16 protein-coding genes are annotated in these 17,382 nt (G+C 61.8%); all 16 read right to left on the bottom strand.

Annotated elements, in window-relative coordinates:
- Positions 1 to 2: 2 nt before the first annotated feature.
- Positions 3 to 1,706 (bottom strand): fused response regulator/phosphatase, encoded by a 1,704-nt coding sequence (locus tag QMK50_RS21485; protein WP_320334536.1) that lies wholly within the window; start codon positions 1,704 to 1,706, stop codon positions 3 to 5.
- An 8-nt stretch (positions 1,707 to 1,714) separates the two neighbouring features.
- The gene (locus QMK50_RS21480) at positions 1,715 to 2,023 is read right to left on the bottom strand and encodes an STAS domain-containing protein (RefSeq protein WP_320333905.1); all 309 of its coding nucleotides are present in this window, start codon (positions 2,021 to 2,023) and stop codon (positions 1,715 to 1,717) included.
- A gap of 628 nt (positions 2,024 to 2,651) precedes the next feature.
- Positions 2,652 to 3,104, bottom strand: coding sequence for a flagellar export protein FliJ (gene fliJ, locus QMK50_RS21475; protein WP_095169982.1), 453 nt, complete (start codon positions 3,102 to 3,104; stop codon positions 2,652 to 2,654).
- A 6-nt stretch (positions 3,105 to 3,110) separates the two neighbouring features.
- Entirely contained in the window at positions 3,111 to 4,469 is a 1,359-nt protein-coding gene (gene fliI, locus QMK50_RS21470; RefSeq protein ID WP_095169983.1) for a flagellar protein export ATPase FliI, read from the bottom strand.
- A complete protein-coding gene (fliH, locus tag QMK50_RS21465; RefSeq protein ID WP_320333904.1) occupies positions 4,459 to 5,241 on the bottom strand; it encodes a flagellar assembly protein FliH in 783 nt (260 codons plus the stop codon). Before fliH ends, fliI begins: the two co-directional genes overlap by 11 nt.
- A 4-nt stretch (positions 5,242 to 5,245) precedes the next feature.
- Positions 5,246 to 6,265, bottom strand: coding sequence for a flagellar motor switch protein FliG (fliG, locus tag QMK50_RS21460; RefSeq protein ID WP_095169985.1), 1,020 nt, complete (start codon positions 6,263 to 6,265; stop codon positions 5,246 to 5,248).
- Entirely contained in the window at positions 6,258 to 8,045 is a 1,788-nt protein-coding gene (fliF, locus tag QMK50_RS21455; RefSeq protein WP_320333903.1) for a flagellar basal-body MS-ring/collar protein FliF, read from the bottom strand. Before fliF ends, fliG begins: the two co-directional genes overlap by 8 nt.
- Positions 8,046 to 8,059: 14 nt before the next feature.
- Complete coding sequence (gene fliE, locus QMK50_RS21450; RefSeq protein WP_095169987.1) at positions 8,060 to 8,386, bottom strand: flagellar hook-basal body complex protein FliE; 327 nt, start codon at positions 8,384 to 8,386, stop codon at positions 8,060 to 8,062.
- Between the two features lie 133 nt (positions 8,387 to 8,519).
- The gene (locus tag QMK50_RS21445; RefSeq protein WP_320333902.1) at positions 8,520 to 9,920 is read right to left on the bottom strand and encodes a sigma-54 dependent transcriptional regulator; all 1,401 of its coding nucleotides are present in this window, start codon (positions 9,918 to 9,920) and stop codon (positions 8,520 to 8,522) included.
- Between the two features lie 5 nt (positions 9,921 to 9,925).
- Positions 9,926 to 11,107, bottom strand: a complete 1,182-nt coding sequence (locus QMK50_RS21440; RefSeq protein ID WP_320334535.1) for a sensor histidine kinase — start codon at positions 11,105 to 11,107, stop codon at positions 9,926 to 9,928.
- 128 nt (positions 11,108 to 11,235) lie between these two features.
- Complete coding sequence (locus tag QMK50_RS21435) at positions 11,236 to 12,711, bottom strand: sigma-54 dependent transcriptional regulator (protein ID WP_095169990.1); 1,476 nt, start codon at positions 12,709 to 12,711, stop codon at positions 11,236 to 11,238.
- A 178-nt stretch (positions 12,712 to 12,889) separates the two neighbouring features.
- Positions 12,890 to 13,186 (bottom strand): flagellar protein FliT, encoded by a 297-nt coding sequence (fliT, locus tag QMK50_RS21430; protein ID WP_159994382.1) that lies wholly within the window; start codon positions 13,184 to 13,186, stop codon positions 12,890 to 12,892.
- Positions 13,187 to 13,210: 24 nt separating this feature from the next.
- Positions 13,211 to 13,612 (bottom strand): flagellar export chaperone FliS, encoded by a 402-nt coding sequence (gene fliS, locus QMK50_RS21425; protein ID WP_320333901.1) that lies wholly within the window; start codon positions 13,610 to 13,612, stop codon positions 13,211 to 13,213.
- A 128-nt stretch (positions 13,613 to 13,740) separates the two neighbouring features.
- The gene (fliD, locus tag QMK50_RS21420) at positions 13,741 to 15,105 is read right to left on the bottom strand and encodes a flagellar filament capping protein FliD (protein ID WP_320333900.1); all 1,365 of its coding nucleotides are present in this window, start codon (positions 15,103 to 15,105) and stop codon (positions 13,741 to 13,743) included.
- 84 nt (positions 15,106 to 15,189) lie between these two features.
- Positions 15,190 to 15,534 (bottom strand): flagellar protein FlaG, encoded by a 345-nt coding sequence (locus QMK50_RS21415; protein ID WP_095169994.1) that lies wholly within the window; start codon positions 15,532 to 15,534, stop codon positions 15,190 to 15,192.
- A gap of 73 nt (positions 15,535 to 15,607) precedes the next feature.
- Positions 15,608 to 17,326 carry a flagellin gene (locus QMK50_RS21410; protein ID WP_320333899.1) on the bottom strand — a complete coding sequence of 573 codons (1,719 nt, stop codon included), beginning with the start codon at positions 17,324 to 17,326 and terminating at the stop codon, positions 15,608 to 15,610.
- Positions 17,327 to 17,382 lie beyond the last annotated feature (56 nt).

Here is a 17,382-nt window from a genome sequence, read left to right as displayed (position 1 = left end):
GATTATGCCAGAGCCTCCCAGGAAAACTCCACGCGCGCCCGTCGGCCATCGTCGGACCAACTGGCATTACGGCTCAATTGACGGATCAGGCTGACGCCGCGACCCGATAAACGCCCGATGTCCAGCGGCCGATCCATCACACGCTGCACATCAAAGCCATGCCCACTGTCTTCCACTTCAATCACCAGGCAACCGCCCGAGCCTTGCGGCGCGACCTGCACGTGCACCCGCAGGTAGCCCTCCTCCAATTGCTCCAGGCGGGCGTTGCGCAACTGATAGTAGCGCGCAAATCCGCGGACATCGCGCTTGAGGCTCGAATCCAGGCCCAGCACGCCATGCTCCAGGGCATTGGAGTACAACTCGGCCAGCACACTGTGCAGCGCCGCGCTTTGCGCCCGCAGGCCATGCACCTCCAGCAACAACTGCAGCAGATAGGGCAGCGGGTCGAAGCGCTTGAGCGACTCGGCGCGAAATTCGAAGCTCAACGACCAGTCCAGCGGGCTCGACTGGCCACTGTCGGAATAGACCAGGGCTGGCGGGGTGAGCTGGGCCGGCTCCACCAGACTGATTTCCAGCAGGCTCACGTCATCCCGGGCCTGACCGCCAAAATCGCGCAGCGCTTGTTCGATCTCCTCGAACAACTGCTCGGGCTCAAGGTTATCGGCAAACACCTGCAACAAACGCTCGACGCCAAACAACTGCTCGGCACTGTCGCAGGTATCGATCACCCCATCCGTCAACAGCATTACCCGGTCGCCCAGGGCCATAGGGAACACTTCCGTGCGGTCGTCGAACGCCTGGGCACTCAACACGCCCAGCGGCAAATGCCGTGACTTCAGCGGCCGGCGCTCGCCACTGGCGATGTCATGCAGGTAGCCGTCGGGCATCCCGCCATTCCAGACCTCGGCCGAACGGCGCTGGAAACTCAGGGACAGCAGGGTCGCGCAGCAAAACATGTCCACCGGCAGGATGCGCTTGAGCTTGGCATTCATCTCTCGCAGGATCTGCGCCAGGCCAAACCCCTTGGCCGTCATCCCGTAGAACACCTCGGCCAGGGGCATGGCGCCCACGGCCGCCGGCAGGCCGTGACCGGTGAAGTCACCGAGCAGCACATGCATGTCGCCAGCCGGAGTGAACGCCGCCAGCAGCAGATCGCCGTTGAACAGCGCATAGGGCGATTGCCGGTAGCGGATGTTCGGCGCGCTCAGGCAGCCCGAGTGGGCGACCTTGTCGAACACCGCCTTGGCCACACGCTGCTCGTTAAGCAAGTACTGATGGTGGCGGACGATCTGGTCGCGCTGCTCCAGCACCGTTGCCTGCAAACGCCGCAGGCGATCCATGGCCTTGATCTTGGCCGCCAGCACCACCTGGTTATACGGCTTGGCCAGAAAGTCATCACCGCCCGCCTCCAGGCAGCGGGCCAGGCCTTCGTCCTCGCTCAGGGACGTGAGGAAGATGATCGGTACCAGGGTTTCCCCGGCCAACTGCTTGATCTGTCGCGCCGCGTCAAAGCCGTCCATCACCGGCATCAGAGCGTCCATCAACACCAGGTGCGGGCATGCCTGACGGTACAGCTCCACCGCTTCGGCGCCGTTCGCCGCCAGCAGCACCGCGTGGCCCTGGCGCCGGACGATCCCCGACAGCAGCAGGCGATCAGCCGCACTGTCTTCGGCGATCAGCACCGTCAGGGGCTCGAACGACGGGATCAGGTCGCTCAACTGATGTCGAACAGCTTGTCGAAATTGGAGATGGCGAGGATTTTTCGCACGTCCGAACTGCTGTTGACCAGCCGCACATCGGAATCGTCGCCGCCGGCATGATCGCGCAGCAACAGCAGCATGCCCAACGCCGAACTGTCGAGGTAGGTGACCTCCTTGAGATCGACCACTATCGCGTTGAGTCGCTGATTGTCGACCTGCCCGAAGGAATCGCGAAATGCCTGGTGCTTGGCAAAGTCGAAGCGACCCTTGATCGAGATCGTCAGCTTTTGCCCATCCGCTGAGACTTGCGTATTGACTGACATGCTAGAGCTTCCTTGTCTTTGGCAATCGTGTACAAGGTTTAGCACCTGTACAGGGCATCAGCAAGGCAGCCCATCGGCCTAATGCCAGCCGGCTCAGAACGCCAACCCTTGCGAGCTTGCGATGGACGTGAACAATCACGCGTGAATCCGATGAACACGCGGTGCCGTCAAGTTCATCGCGAGCAGGGGAGAGAAGAACATCAAAAAAAACAGGCCGGCCGGTAGGCCGCCTCGCCCGCTTTTACCACTCAGGCCGACTGTCAGGTCGCCGTGCTCTTGCTCTTGATCTTGATCCACCTGCCCCTTCGGCAGGCTGAGCGAAGGTGTCCATCAGGGGGAAGGCGCGTAGCGCCGTGCGGCGAAGCCGCATACATCGAGAGGAGGTGCAGCGAAGCAAACCGTAGGCGATGCCCCCTGATGGATACCGTAGCGAAGGGACCCCGAGCCTAAGCGAGGGGCCGAACGCAGGGGCAAAGCGTTTTGCTTCCTTTTGGGCGTCTGCAAAAGGGAGTCGCCGTAAAGGCGAAACCATAAGCCGCCGCTACCGCAGCAACGGATATGCCCACAAAGCCAAGATCAAAAGATCACAGCCTGCGGCAGCTCCCATTCGCCCATCGGCCCACCCCCCTCAACGATACGGACTCTCCCGGGGCAGGCGCTGGGACAACTCATCGAGCAGCTTCTGCTCACGCTTGTCTTCCAGTTGCCGGGCCTCGTCAATGTAGCGCTGCACCAGCTTGCGCAAGCCTTCGACCCGAGCGTAGGCCTGTTGCCAGCCGTCGCGCGCCTGGTTGAGGTTGTTCTGATGCCAGGCCAGGCTTTGCCGCTGCTGGTCGATGGCCGTACCCAGTTGCGCGAGGAAGCCCTGGTAACCCAGCAGCCATTGTCCGGACACCCCTTCGCGGCCGCGCTCGACCCAGCGTTCCAGGTATTCGAGGCGAAATCCGTCGAGGTCAGCCAGCTTGTTTTCGGCGAGCCGCACTTGGCCCTGGAAGTAGCCCAGGCGCTGGGCGGCGGTCTTCTCGGCCTTTTCCGCCATGTCGACCACCGGCGCCAGGCGCGCTGCTCGGCTCTGGGCCATGGCCGCTTAGCCTCCGGCTGCCGGAGCGAAGATGGTTTCCAGGTGGGCGTGGCTTTCGCCCAGGCTGATGTTGTCGTTGAGGCCCTGGCGCAGGTAGCTGACCATGGTCGGCTGCAGGGCAATGGCCGTGTCGGTCTCGCGATCGCCCCCGGCCACATAGGCGCCGACGCTGATCAGGTCGCGACTCTGTTGATAACGCGACCAGAGCTGCTTGAAGTATTGGGCGCGGCGCATGTGCTCCGGCGAGACCACCGAGGGCATGACCCGGCTGATGGACGCTTCGATGTCGATGGCCGGGTAGTGCCCCTCCTCGGCCAGGCGCCGGGACAACACGATGTGCCCGTCGAGCACACCCCGCGCCGAATCGGCGATCGGGTCCTGCTGGTCGTCGCCTTCCGACAGTACGGTATAGAACGCAGTGATCGAACCGCCGCCGGCCTCGGCATTGCCCGCGCGCTCCACCAGTTTCGGCAACTTGGCGAATACCGAGGGTGGATAACCCTTGGTCGCTGGCGGTTCGCCGATGGCCAGGGCGATTTCCCGCTGGGCCTGGGCAAAACGGGTCAGCGAGTCCATCAGCAACAGGACATTCTTGCCCTTGTCGCGAAAATATTCGGCGATGCGCGTGCAGTACATCGCCGCACGCATACGCATCAGCGGCGCATCGTCGGCCGGCGATGCCACCACCACCGAGCGCTTGAGGCCCTCTTCACCGAGGATGTGCTCGATGAACTCCTTGACCTCCCGGCCCCGCTCCCCGATCAGCCCGACCACGATGATGTCGGCTTCGGTGAAGCGGGTCATCATGCCCAGCAGCACACTCTTACCCACCCCGGTCCCGGCGAACAGACCCAGGCGCTGGCCGCGACCGACCGTGAGCAAGCCGTTGATCGAACGAATGCCGACGTCCAGCGGCACGCTGATGGGGTCGCGGTTGAGCGGGTTGATGGTCGGGCCGTCCATTGGCACCCAGTCTTCGGCCTTCATCCCGCCCTTGCCGTCCAGCGCCCGACCGGCACCGTCGAGCACCCGCCCGAGCATGCTCATGCCCATCGGCAGGCGGCCATTGTCCGCCAGCGGCACGACCCGCGCGCCCGGAGCGATCCCGGCGACGCTGCCCACTGGCATCAGGAATACTTTGTTGCCGGAAAACCCCATGACCTCGGCTTCGACTTCGACCGGGTGATAGCTGTCGTCGTTGATCACCCGGCAGCGGCTGCCCATGGCTGCGCGCAAGCCTTCGGCCTCGAGCGTCAGGCCGACCATGCGCAACAGGCGCCCTTCGAGGACCGGCTGGCCCGGCAACTCCACCGCAGCGGCGTAGCTGCCCAGGCGCTTGGCAAAGCTGGTGCGATCAAGGCGCATCAGGGCTGACCGGCGGCGCAACGACTGACAGGTCCAACTGCAAATCCGCTGGCGCCGGGTGCAGCGCCTGCTCGTGCAACTGGTCGAGCAACTGGGCCGTGGCCTGGGCGATGCGGGTTTCCACCGTCGCGTCGATCCGGCTGTGCTCGGTCTCGACCCGGCAACCACCGGGCAACAGCGCCTCGTCCTCGACGATGCGCCAGGTTTCCTCATGGCGTTCGCGCAGGGCTTTGACCTGGGCAAAATCCTGCGGGTTGACGTACAGGCGCACGTTCGCAACCCCCAGCGGCAGCAGCTTGAGGGCTTCGCGCATGACGTGTTCCAGCTGGCTCGAGTCGATGGCCAGCTCGCGCTGGATCACCTGCCGGGTAACGTGCTGGACCAGCGCTACCAGGCTCTTTTCAATCTGCGTGTCCTGCTCGGCGATGGGCTCGAACAGGTTGACCATCAGCCGTTCCAGGCTGGCCAACTTGCCATTGAGGGCCACTTCGGCTTCCTGGCGAACTTTGAGGGTGGTGCTGTGAAAGCCCTCTTTTTCGCCGGTGGCAAACCCTTCGTTCCAGGCTTCCTGGCGAATGCTCTCGAGCTCTTCCAGGGTCAGTGGCTGGACTTCCTCCAGCGGCACTTCCTCCATCTCCGGCGGCTCTGGCTCGGGCTCAGGCTCGGGTTCCGGGACGTACGGGTCAAAACTGGGCAGCGCCCAGATGTCGAGCCCGCTGACATCACGCGCACGAATCAGGTCGCTGGGCGACTCATCACTCTTGGCAGCCATAGGGTCAGATCATTTCTTCGCCGCCCTTCCCGCCGAGAACGATTTCTCCGGCTTCGGCCATACGGCGGGCAATGGTGAGGATTTCCTTTTGTGCCGTCTCGACATCGCTGACGCGCACCGGGCCCTTGGCCTCGAGGTCGTCGCGCAGCAGTTCGGCAGCGCGCTTGGACATGTTCTTGAAGATCTTCTCCTTGACCCCTTCGTCCGAGCCCTTGAGGGCCAGCACCAGCACGTCGGAGGAGACTTCGCGCAGCAACGCCTGGATCCCGCGGTCGTCGACATCGGCCAGGTTGTTGAACACGAACATCAGGTCTTCGATCTGGCCGGACAGGTCTTCGTCGACTTCGCGGATCGAGTCCATGAGCTGGCCTTCGATCGAACTGTCGAGGAAGTTCATGATGTCGGCGGCACGCTTGATCCCACCCAGGGTGGTGCGCGAGGCGTTGGAATTGCCGGAGAACTGTTTCTCGAGAATCTGGTTGAGTTCCTTGAGCGCCGCCGGTTGCACGGTGTTCAACGACGACACGCGCAGGATGATGTCCAGGCGCACCTTGTGGTCGAAGTTGCCCAGCACTTCACCGGCCTGGTCGGGGTCCAGGTACGCCACCACAATGGCCTGGATCTGCGGGTGCTCGTAGCGGATCACATCCGCCACCGCGCGCGGCTCCATCCACTTGAGGCTGTCCAGGCCGCTGGTGTTGCCGCCCAGCAGGATCCGGTCGATCAGGCCATTGGCCTTGTCTTCACCCAGGGCCTGGGTGAGCATTTTGCGGATGTAGCCATCGGAGCCCACGCCCAGGCTGGTCTGGTCGCCGACGATGTCGACGAACTCGCTCATCACCTGCTCGACCTGCTCGCGGTGCACGTTGCCCATCTGCGCCATGGCCACGCCGACGCGCTGGACCTCTTTCGGGCCCATGTGGCGCAGCACTTGCGCGGCGTCGGTTTCGCCCAGGGACAGCAGCAGGATCGCGGCTTTGTCGACCCGGCTGAGTTTGGCGATCGAGGCTCGGTTATCACTCATCTGCGTTAATCCACTCTTTCACGACCTGAGCCACACGGCCCGGATCTTCGGCCACCAGGCTCTTGATTGCGTTCAACTGGGCGTCATAGCCTTCGCTCGGGCTTGGCAGCAGGATGCTTTGCGGGCCGCCGAGGCTGACCCGGTCATTGCCCAGCTCGCCATCCAGCCCACCCATGCCGCCGAGCTCGGCATCGCTGCCGATCCCCGCCAGTTGCCGGCCTTTGCCGCCACCGGTGATGTTGTTGAGTACCGGACGCAGCACGCCGAATACCAGCACCAGGATGAACAGCACGCCGACCACTTGTTTCACCACATCCCAGAACCAGGGCTGGGAATAGAACGGAATCTCGGCAATCACTTCGCCGCGTTCGGCCGAGAACGGCACGTTGATCACGCTGACGCTGTCGCCACGGCTGGCGTCGAAGCCGACGGCGTCCTGCACCAGGCGGGTGAAGCGCGCCAACTCATCAGCGGTCCACGGCGCGCGGGAGGTTTCGCCATTGGCGGGATTGACCTTGACCTGGTCATCGACCACCACCGCCACCGACAACCGGTTCAAGCGGCCTTGCTGCTGCTTGGTGTGGCTGATGGAGCGGTCGAGTTCGAAGTTCCTGGTCGATTGCTGACGCTTGTCCGCCGGGTATGGGGCGAGCATCGGCTGGCCGGTGGCCGGGTCCATGATCTGCTGGCCGTTGGCATCCAGCAGAGGCTGGCCGGGCTGCACCATGCCGGCCGAGGCCGTGGCATTGCCGGTGCTCTGCGGTGCCGAAGCCGGTGCCGGCGGCTGGTTGCTCAGGGCCCCCGGTACGCCTTGCGGGCCATTGCTGGCGGTACGCTGCTCGGAGGTCGATTGCTCGCTGCGCAGGGCCGGTTGATCCGGGTTGAACTGCTCGGAGGTCGACTCGACCGCACTGAAGTCGACGTCGGCGGACACTTCGGCCTTGTAGCGGTCATTGCCCAGCACCGGCTGCAGGATGTTGTGCACGCGCTGGGTGAGCATGCTTTCCATGCGGCGGCTGTAGTCGAACTGCTTGCCGGCCATGGTCAGTGCGGAGTTCTCCGCCTGATCGGACAGCAGGGTGCCCTTCTGGTCGACCACGGTAATCTGCGACTTGCTCAGCTCCGGGACGCTAGTCGCCACCAGGTTGACGATGGCCACCACCTGGCTCGGCTCCAGCGAACGGCCGGAGTACAGTTCCACCAGCACCGAGGCGCTAGGCTTGCGTTCGTCACGCACGAACACCGAGCTTTTCGGAATGGCCAGGTGCACGCGGGCACCCTTGACGTTGTTCAGGCTGGCAATGGTTCGCGCCAGCTCGCCTTCGAGGCCGCGACGGTACCGAGTCGCTTCCATGAACTGACTGGTGCCCAGGCCCTGGTCCTTGTCGAGAATCTCAAAACCGATGTTGCCGTCGGTCGGGGTTACCCCGGCGGCGGCCAGCTTGAGCCGCGCACGCGACAGGTCATCGGCCTTGACCAACAAGGCGCCGGAATTGGGTTCGACGGTGTAGGGAATGTCGGCGGTGGCCAGGGTCTCCATCACCTGCTTGGCGTCCATTCCGGCCAGGCTGCCGTACAACGGCCGGTAGTCCGGTTGCTGCGACCAGAGGACCACGGCAAAACCAATCGCCACACTCGCAGCCAGGCCAACCAGCAGGCCCACCTGCCGCAGCATGGTCATCTCGGAGAGGTTTTCCAGGAAGGACAGGCCGAACAGCGGCGGTTTGCCATCTGCAGCGGCGGCCTTGGCCGGAACGTTATTGGCGACTGCTTCTGCCATGACTCAATGTGTCCTTAAACCGGCATCTGCATGATGTCTTGGTAAGCCTGAACCAGCTTGTTGCGCACCTGGGTCAGTGCCTGGAAGGAGACGCCGGCTTTTTCCTTGGCGATCATCACGTCGGTCAGGTCGACTCCGCTTTTGCCGATTTCGAACGCGGTGGACAGCTGGGTCGACGCCTGTTGGGTGTCGTTGACCTTGTTCACGGCCTGGCCCAGCATGTCGGCAAAGCTGCTGCCGGCTTCCTGCGGCGCGGCAACGGCCTTGGGTGCGGCCATGGCGTCCATTTGCATGGCGCGCATGTCCAGCATCAACCGGTTAAATTCAATTCCTTGGCTCATGACTGCTCTCTCTGACGACCCGCAATTTTTTGACGCTCATTCGGCGGATAGACTGGTGTTAGCAACAAGGGTGCCAGCTCCGCCCGGGCCCACTGATAAAAGCCCCCCGCAACAATTGCCGAGCAAGCATTGCTCAGGTGGCGAACAGGTGTCCTTCCACGTCCATCCCGGCATCGCGCATTTGCGCCAGTTTGTAACGCAGGGTGCGGGGGCTGATGCCCAGGCGTTCGGCGGCTTCCTTGCGGCGACCGCGTTCGGCGCGCAGGGTGTCGATGATCATCTGGAATTCCCGGCGACGCAGGTCGTCACCCAGGGCGCCGGCCGACTCGCCGGGCGCAGTCTCGACCTCCACCGCGCGCGGAGCCTGGGCCTTTGGCGCCAGGCTCGGCAGCGGTGCGCAGGCCACTGGTCCCGACAAGCAGAAGTCCTGCGGCTCGATGACCCCGCCCTGCTGCAGGATCAGCGCACGCTGGATCGCGTTGTCCAGTTCGCGCACGTTACCCGGCCACGGATACCCCACCAGACAGGCCTGGGCCTGTGGCGATAACCGCGCAGCCGCGTGGTGCATTTTATTGACGTGCTTGGCCAGCAGGCGCTCGGCCAGCGGCAGAATATCGGCAGTGCGTTCGCGCAGCGGACGCCAGGCCAGGGGGAATACCGACAGCCGATAGTACAAGTCTTCGCGAAACCGCCCCGCCGCCACCTCCCCAGCCAGGTCGCGGTTGGTGGTGGCTACCACTCGGATATCCAGCACGATCGACTTGCGCGCGCCGACCCGCTCGACTTCACGCTCCTGCAGCACCCGCAGCAGCTTGGCCTGCAGTCCCAGGGGCATTTCGGAAATCTCGTCGAGCAGGATGGTGCCGCCATCCGCTTGCTCGAACTTGCCCGCCTGGGCGGCAATCGCCCCGGTGAAGGCGCCCTTCTCATGACCGAACAGCGTGGCCTCAAGCATGTTGTCCGGGATCGCCGCGCAGTTGATCGCAATGAACGGTTGGCTGGCACGCCGCGAATGCTGATGGATGTAGCGCGCCAGCACTTCCTTGCCGGTGCCCGACTCACCGGAAATCAATACCGTCGAATCACTGCGCGCCACCCGTGCCGCCAGTTCCAGCAACTGGGCACTGGCCGGTTCGAACGCCACCGGCCCTTCGCCTTCGCCACCGCCCAGGCACCCCTGGGCATGGCGTGCCACCAGATCCAGCAGGGCCTTGGGCTCGAACGGCTTGACCAGATAGTCCGCCGCACCCTGGCGCATCGCATCCACTGCGCGCTCCACCGCCCCATGGGCCGTCATCAGCAACACCGGTAACTGGGGATGGCGCACCCGCAACAGACTCAACAACTGATGACCGTCCATGCCGGGCATGTTGACGTCGCTGACCACCAGGTTGAACGGCTCCCGCGCCGCCACCTCCAGCGCCTCTTCGGCGCTACCGACGGCACGGTAGTCGTGACCGGCCAGCAGCAGCGTATCGGCCAGCGCTTCGCGCAACGCACGATCGTCTTCAACCAGCAGAACCTTGATTAGCATTGACCTCACTCCGTTTCCTGCGCGCTGCCAAACAACGGCAGCTCAAGCACCGCGCAGGTGCCACGGCCCGGGCGCGAGCGCAGTTGCAAGTGTCCCTGATGGGCCCGTGCCACCGCCTTGACCACGGTCAGGCCCAGGCCAGTGCCGTTGGTCTTGGTGGTGAAAAAAGGTTCGCCCAGGCGCTCCAGCACCGCGGCCTCGATCCCGGCACCGCTGTCACTGACGCACAGGCGCAAGGTGTTCTGCCGGGCATACAGGTGCACTTTCAGGCGCACTGCGCCGGCACTGGCCTGGATCGCGTTTTCAATCAGGTTCAGCAGCGCCCCCACCAGGGTGTCGCGGTTGCACAACAACTCACCGGCATGGGCATCGCACTGCCAACGGATCGGCACGTCCTGGACATGGGTCTGCGCCGCCGCTTGCAGCGATTGCAGCAGCAGCCTGGGGCTGACCCGATCGGTCAGCGGCAACTCGCCACGGGCGAACACCAGCATGTCGCGCACCTGATGCTCAAGCTCGTGCAGGCGCTCCTTCAGGCGTCCGGCAAATCGCTGTTGGGTCGCCACCGGCAACGCCTGCTCAGTCAGGTGACTGGCGTAGAGCAAGGCCGCGGACAAGGGCGTGCGGATCTGATGGGCCAGGGACGCGACCATCCGCCCCAGGGACGACAGGCGCTCGTGGCGCGCCAGTTGATCCTGCAGGTGGCGGGTTTCGGTGAGGTCGTTGAGCAGCACCAACTGCCCCGGCTCGGCATCCAGCGAACGGGTGGCAATCGACAGGCGCCGACCATCCTTCAGGGAAATTTCATGACCGTCGTCTTCACGGGGCGCAAAGCAGCGACCGATGACCTGGCGCCACAGCTCACCTTGCAGCGGCAGCCCCAGCAGTTCGCATGCCGCCGGGTTGGCATCGCTGACGATGCCCTGGGCGTCGATGACGATGACACCACCCGGCAACAGGTCGAGCAGGTTCTGCAGGCGATTGGCCAAGCGTTCTTTTTCCGCCAGCTCTTGCAGGCGCTGGGCACTGACCACTTCCAGCTCACCCTTGAGTTCACAGACCCGGGCTTCGAGACGGCTGTAGGAGTCAGTAAGTTGGCTCGACATCTGATTGAACAGGGCGAACGCCTGCTCAAGGCCAGGCCGGTTGGCCGGCTCTACGCCGGGCGCATCGGGGGCTGGAGACATCTGGGCGGCGTGGGGCATCGTGCACTCTCGCTTGGCTGACCGTCAGTTAAACGGAACGTTGCGAGGGATGTAGCAATACCCGTGCCTAAAAAAAACCGCCCATTATTCAAGGGCTTGAAAAACAGGCGTCAATCGTCCGCCTGTTCGTCGCCTTCGCGCCGGCTCATGCCGTACTTGCGCATCTTCTCCACCAGGGTGGTACGGCGAATGCGCAGGCGCTCGGCCGCACGGGCGACGATGCCGTTGGCATCATCCAGGGCCTGCTGGATCAAGCCCTGCTCCAGGCCACCGAGGTAGTCCTTGAGGTCCAGGCCTTCAGGCGGCAACAAGGCATTGGCGGTGAAGTCCGGGGTATGGCCGTTGATGGCCACCCGCTCTTCGAGGTCACTGCGCAGGCTGTCGACCAGTTGTTCGTCTTCGTCGTCGACGTAGCGGAATTTCTTCGGCAGCTCGACCACGCCGATCACCCCGTACGGGTGCATGATCGCCATGCGCTCCACCAGGTTGGCCAGCTCGCGGACGTTGCCCGGCCAGCCGTGGCGACACAGCGACATGATCGCCGCCGAGTTGAAGCGGATCGAACCGCGTTTTTCGTGCTCCATGCGCGAGATCAGCTCGTTCATCAGCAACGGGATATCTTCGACGCGCTCACGCAGCGGTGCCATTTCGATCGGGAACACGTTCAAGCGGTAGTACAGGTCTTCGCGGAAGCTGCCGACCTCAATCATGCTTTCGAGGTTCTTGTGGGTCGCGGCAATGATCCGCACGTCGACGCTCTGGGTCTTGTTGCTGCCCACGCGTTCGAAGGTGCGCTCCTGCAATACCCGCAGCAGCTTGACCTGCATCGGCAGCGGCATGTCGCCGATCTCGTCGAGGAACAGGGTGCCGCCGTTGGCCAGCTCAAAACGCCCGGCACGGCTGGTGATCGCGCCAGTAAAGGCGCCCTTCTCATGGCCGAACAATTCGCTTTCCAGCAACTCGGCCGGGATCGCGCCACAGTTGACCGGCACGAACGGCGCGTCACGGCGCTTGGAGTGATAGTGCAGGTTGCGCGCAACCACTTCCTTGCCAGTGCCCGACTCGCCGAGGATCAGTACGCTGGCGTCGGTGTCGGCCACTTGCTGCATCATCTGGCGCACGTGCTGGATCGCCCGGCTGGTGCCGACGAGGCTGCGGAACAGATTGGGTTCACGATGGCGACCGCGCTCGCGGGCCTGGTCGTACATCTCGCGATAGACCTGGGCACGGTGCAGCGAATCGAGCAATTTGCTGTAGCTGGGGGGCATTTCCAGGGTCGACAACACCCGGCGACGCTGGTCGTCGGGCAGATCCTGGGCACAATTATCGCCCATCAGCAAAACGGGAAGGAACTCATCCCAGGTTGCGAGTGTCTTTAACAGAGCCGACAACGAACCAGGTGCATTGACCGTCCCGATCAGGACACAGATGACTTCACGACTAGACGATAAAGAGCCGACAGCCTGCTGCCAGTCATAGCTTGCGCAGGGTAAGTTTTCTTCACCGAGAAAATTTAAAATCACCGCCAGGTCGCGGCGGCGGACGCTATCGTCATCAATCAGCAGAATTTTGGTTTCACGCCACATGCAATAGCAACTTCCCTAGTCAACTCAGTGCCCGAAAGAAAAAGGCAAGCTAGACGCCTGCAGGCACGTTAAGCCTGATAGACGTCTGAAATCTGCAAACAGCCACTAGTTAAGTCAAAAAACCGTGCATAGTCAAATTTATGGCGCATATACCCGGACAAGCTGATTAACCAAAGCGTCAACCGAACAGATGGTAAACCTTTGCCGCACCCTTCGCTTGCCTGATCTGAGCCATCTCGTTGACTATCGCCTGACGCTCGTCCATCGCCACGTCCAGCAGCCGCTTGTAGACCACCAGCAGGCTCTGCAGGTTCTCGCGCAGCGCCTGCTCATCCACCGGCACCTCACTGAGCACATCGTCGACACAGGTGCGGCAGGCGACGTCGAGCTCGCCGATGGCCTCCCAGTTGCGCTCAGCCAGCGCCTCGACCAGGGCCTCGCGGGTTTGCTCGATGCGTTGCAGGGCTTGGCTCATGACATCATCCTCAGGCCCACGGGCCTATTGCGCTAGCTCTTGTGAGGCGATCGCGTCCCAGCCGCTTTTCAGGGTGATCAGCAGGCGGGCGACTTCGTCGATCATCTCGACATCATTGGTACCGTTGGCCTCTACCAAGCGGTTACCCATGTACGCATACAAAGCATCCAGGCGTTGCACCGCAGCTGGATCCTCGGCCTTCTCTGGCTCCAAGCCATCTCGCAGACCGGAGATAATTTCAATCGCCTTGCCCAGCATCAACCCCTTCTGGGCAATATCACCCCGGCTCAATGCACCTTTGGCCTGCGCCATGCGATCAAGGCCGCCTTCCATCAGCATCTGCACCAGACGGTGCGGGCTGGCTTCGGAGATCTGCGCGTGAGAATTGACTTTCTGGTACGCACGCAGGGCTTTCATAGGATTCATGTTGCTACCTCGGTACAGGCCACAGGCGAATAGGTTTGCTCTAATCAGCTTTTCGACTGTGTCGACAAAAACTTTAATCCACGACCGGTTGCCCGGACCCTTTTCGAGGGCCCTCGGCGCACCGTTTATCAGCTCGACTTTGGATTGTTCAGCGAGTTGAGGGTGGTCATGATGCTGGAGCTGCTGGCGTTGATCTGGGCGATCATGGTGTCCATGGCCGTGTACTTGGCGGACAAGGACTTCTGCAAGGCCTCCATGCGCCGGTCCAGTTCAGCCTGCTGGGTGGTCAGGTCGGTCAACTTGGTATTGAGGTCCGTCGCACGAGTGGCCAGCGTGCCAGTGGAACCCACATAGCTAGAGGTCGCTTTGTTCATGCGAGAAATCAAACCGGTGTCACCGGTGAACATCTTGGCGATGTCCCCTGCCCCCTTGACTACAGCCTTGTCCCACGCTTTGTCGTCCAGGCTCAGCAAACCGGTTTTCTGGTCAGTGGTGATGCCCATCTGGGCCAGGCTGGTCATGCTGCCGGCCCCCGAACCGTTGACCAGTTCGGAGCGCAGGCTGGTCACCAGCTGTCGCATCGACGCATCGCCGGTCAATGCGCCCGCGGTGGTAGTGGAGGCATCGCCGGTCGCAGTGACCTTGGTCTGGGCGTTGATGGCGGTCATCAGCGCGTTGTAAGCGGTAACGAATGACTGCACCGAGGTCTTCAGAGTGTCGGTGTTGCTGGCAACAGTGATGGTCACCGGCTTTTTGTCGTCGGCAGCCAGCAGATCCAAGGTCACGCCACTGATAGCGGACGTCACTTTGTTGCTGGTGGACTCCATGGCAATACCGTCGATGGAGTACTTGGCGTTTTGCGCAGGCTGGCCGGCATCGTAACCCGCCGCCAGCTCTGAATCGCCGCTGAGGGTTATATCGGTACCGACACCACTGGTGGTGGAGCCGATAACCAAGCGTGCACCGTTAGCATCACTCAATACGTTGGCGCTGATGCCTTGGGCAGACAATTGGGTATTGATCGATTCGCGCACCTCTTTCAGGGTCGCTCCACCGGGAACCAATACGTCATAACTTTTACCCGACTGGGTAATGGTCAAGGTCTGGTCTTCATCGCTGGAGTTAGCTTTGCCCGACGCACCATCTGCAATCACTTTGCTGGTGACTTTCGAGGACGTCGCCAGCTCATCCACCACCAGGGTATATTTTCCGCTGGACGCGCCATCACCCAGCGTGACCTTGACGTTTTTCTCTTCGGAGGTAGTGGCGGCCAGGCCATTGAAGGAGGCCACGTTGTTCAACTTGGTGATCGCCGACTGGTAGGTCTCCAATGCCGTCTTCACCGTGCCGACAGCCGACAGCTTAATGGTCGTGTCTTTTTGCTGATCGGTGATCTGGGTTTGCTTGGGCGCTTTTTCAGCCCCCACCAAAGCCTTGACGATTGCTTGCGTGTCGTAGCCCGAACCCGGGCCGGAAATCGTTGAACTCGCCATTTACACTATCTCCTTGTCCTGCATCTGCCGCTTTATTGGCGTACACACCCCTGAGCAGCAGTCAGAAACACATTTCGTGCCAGCTCAAGCCTGAGTCTGGAACAGCAGGCTGCTGGCATCGTTCAAATTCTGCGCCAACTTCAGCGCGGTCTCCGATGGCAGCTGTCGAATCACTTCACCACTGTCGGTGGCGATTACCTTGACGACCACCTGGCCGGTGGAGTCATCGATGGAAAAATCCAGGTTACGCTGGGAAGCTTGCACAAACTCACGCATATCGGTTACTGCTTTTTCCAGCGCCACGCGCTGCGGCTCTTCAGCAGCCGGCGTATCAGCCGGCGCAACAGGCTTGGCCTGCGTCACGGAAACACCTGAAGCCTGGGCTACGTTAGCTGGATAAGACGTGTTCAGCTTGACGCTCATGTCCATGTCATCACCTCAAAACTGAAAAAACGGAAGGGCACGAATACGCGCCCTTCCGTTGATCAACCGCTAGCCGAGATTACTGAAGCAGCTTCAGTACAGCGGATGGCAGTTGGTTGGCCTGGGACAGGATTGCAGTGGAAGCCTGTTGCAGGGTTTGTTGCTTGGTCAGTTCAGCAGCTTCGGAAGCGAAGTCAGCGTCTTCTACACGGCCTTTGGCAGCCGAGGAGTTCTGCGAAATGCTCTGCAGGTTGGCCACGGTGCTGGCGAAACGGTTTTGCACCGCACCCAACTGCGAACGCTGGCTGTCGATCTGCTGCATGGCGTCATCCAGAGCCTGGATGGCCTGCTGGGAAGAAGCGGCGCTCAGGATGCTCAGGTCAGAAACGGTGGTTTCCATGGTCACGGCGGTTTTGGTGCCAGCATCGGAAACATCTTTCAGACCCAGCGCCTTCAAGCCAGTACCGGCGCTGCCATCCTTGATGGTGATGTCTTTGTCGGCGAACAGGTTCAAGGTGCCGTCAGCGTTTTTGCTGGCTTGTACACCGGTGCTTGCGCTGTTGATCGACGCCACGATCGAGTCGGTGGTATCACCTTTCTTGAACTTGACTTCAACGCCGTTCACGTCGATCGAAGTGTCTTCCTTGAGCTTCGCCTGGGAGGTCCCAGCGGACAGACCCAACTGCGACAGCGAACCGCTGGCGGTGTTGGCCAGCTTGATGTCCTTGCCGTCGCCGGAAGTCAGAACAACACGACCGTCGGTGAATTCTGCGGTGGCACCGGTCCCTGCTTGTGCTTTAACCAGGTCCAGAACTTCGGAGATTTTTTTAGTATCGTCCCAAGTCACAGCGGTACCATTGACAGTGATACTGCCGGCAGTACCCAGAACGGTATCTTTATCGATAGCTTCAGCTTCAACTGGCGCCGTAGCATCTGCGACAACCAAGCCAATCGACGCCAATGCGGTGCCACCGGCTTCCTCAACAGTAAAGTCAGATTTCGAAGTTAGGGTCAGCTTGCCGTCGGCAGCCGCTGTAGCTGTTACACCGGTTTTTGCCGTTAGCTTATTGATCTCTGTTGCAGCAGACGCACCAGCAGCCGCAGCATCAGCAGTCGCTTTCAGTGTAATTTCAACACCATTGATGCTGATTTTATCGCCCGCAGTAGACCCCGCCGGAGGCGTACCACCAGTCACGGAAGCTTTCATCCCACCAATGTTGGTACCGGTAGCAGTAGCCGCCAGGCCTTCCATTGCAGTGCCATCTACAGAGGCTTCTCTGTAGTTGCCTTTCAGCGCGGTAGAACCGATGTCAGTCATACCGAAGGAAATGGTTTCGTTGGCGCTGGCGCCGATCTGGAACTGAATGTTCTGGAACGAACCGTCCAGCAGGTTACGACCACCGAAGGTGGTGGTGCTGGCGATACGGTTCAGCTCACCCACTTTAGCGGTGAACTCTTGTTGCAGGGAAACACGGTCAGCGTCGCTTTTATCACCGTTCGCTGCTTGCAGGGCCAGCTCACGCAGACGTTGCAGGGTGTTGGTGGATTCTTGCATCGCGCCTTCAGCGGTCTGGGCGATGGAAACACCGTTGTTGGCGTTGGCGATCGCAACGTTCAGGCCTTTGACCTGATTGTTCAGACGGTTGGCGATCTGCATGCCAGCGGCGTCGTCTTTGGCGCTGTTGATTTTCAGGCCGGAAGACAGACGGTTCATCGACTGGCTCAAAGCGTCGGAAGCTTTGTTCAGGTTCTTCTGGACGCCCAGAGAAGTGATGTTGGTGTTTACGGACATTGCCATGACGAAATCCTCGTGAGTTGGATACTGCGGCTTCCGGCCCTGGCAACCGCCGGGTG

Source organism: Pseudomonas sp. P5_152 (assembly GCF_033989915.1).
Lineage (GTDB): Bacteria > Pseudomonadota > Gammaproteobacteria > Pseudomonadales > Pseudomonadaceae > Aquipseudomonas.
The sequence above is the reverse complement of the archived record's forward strand: the minus strand, read 5'-3'. Positions and strand labels throughout refer to the sequence as shown.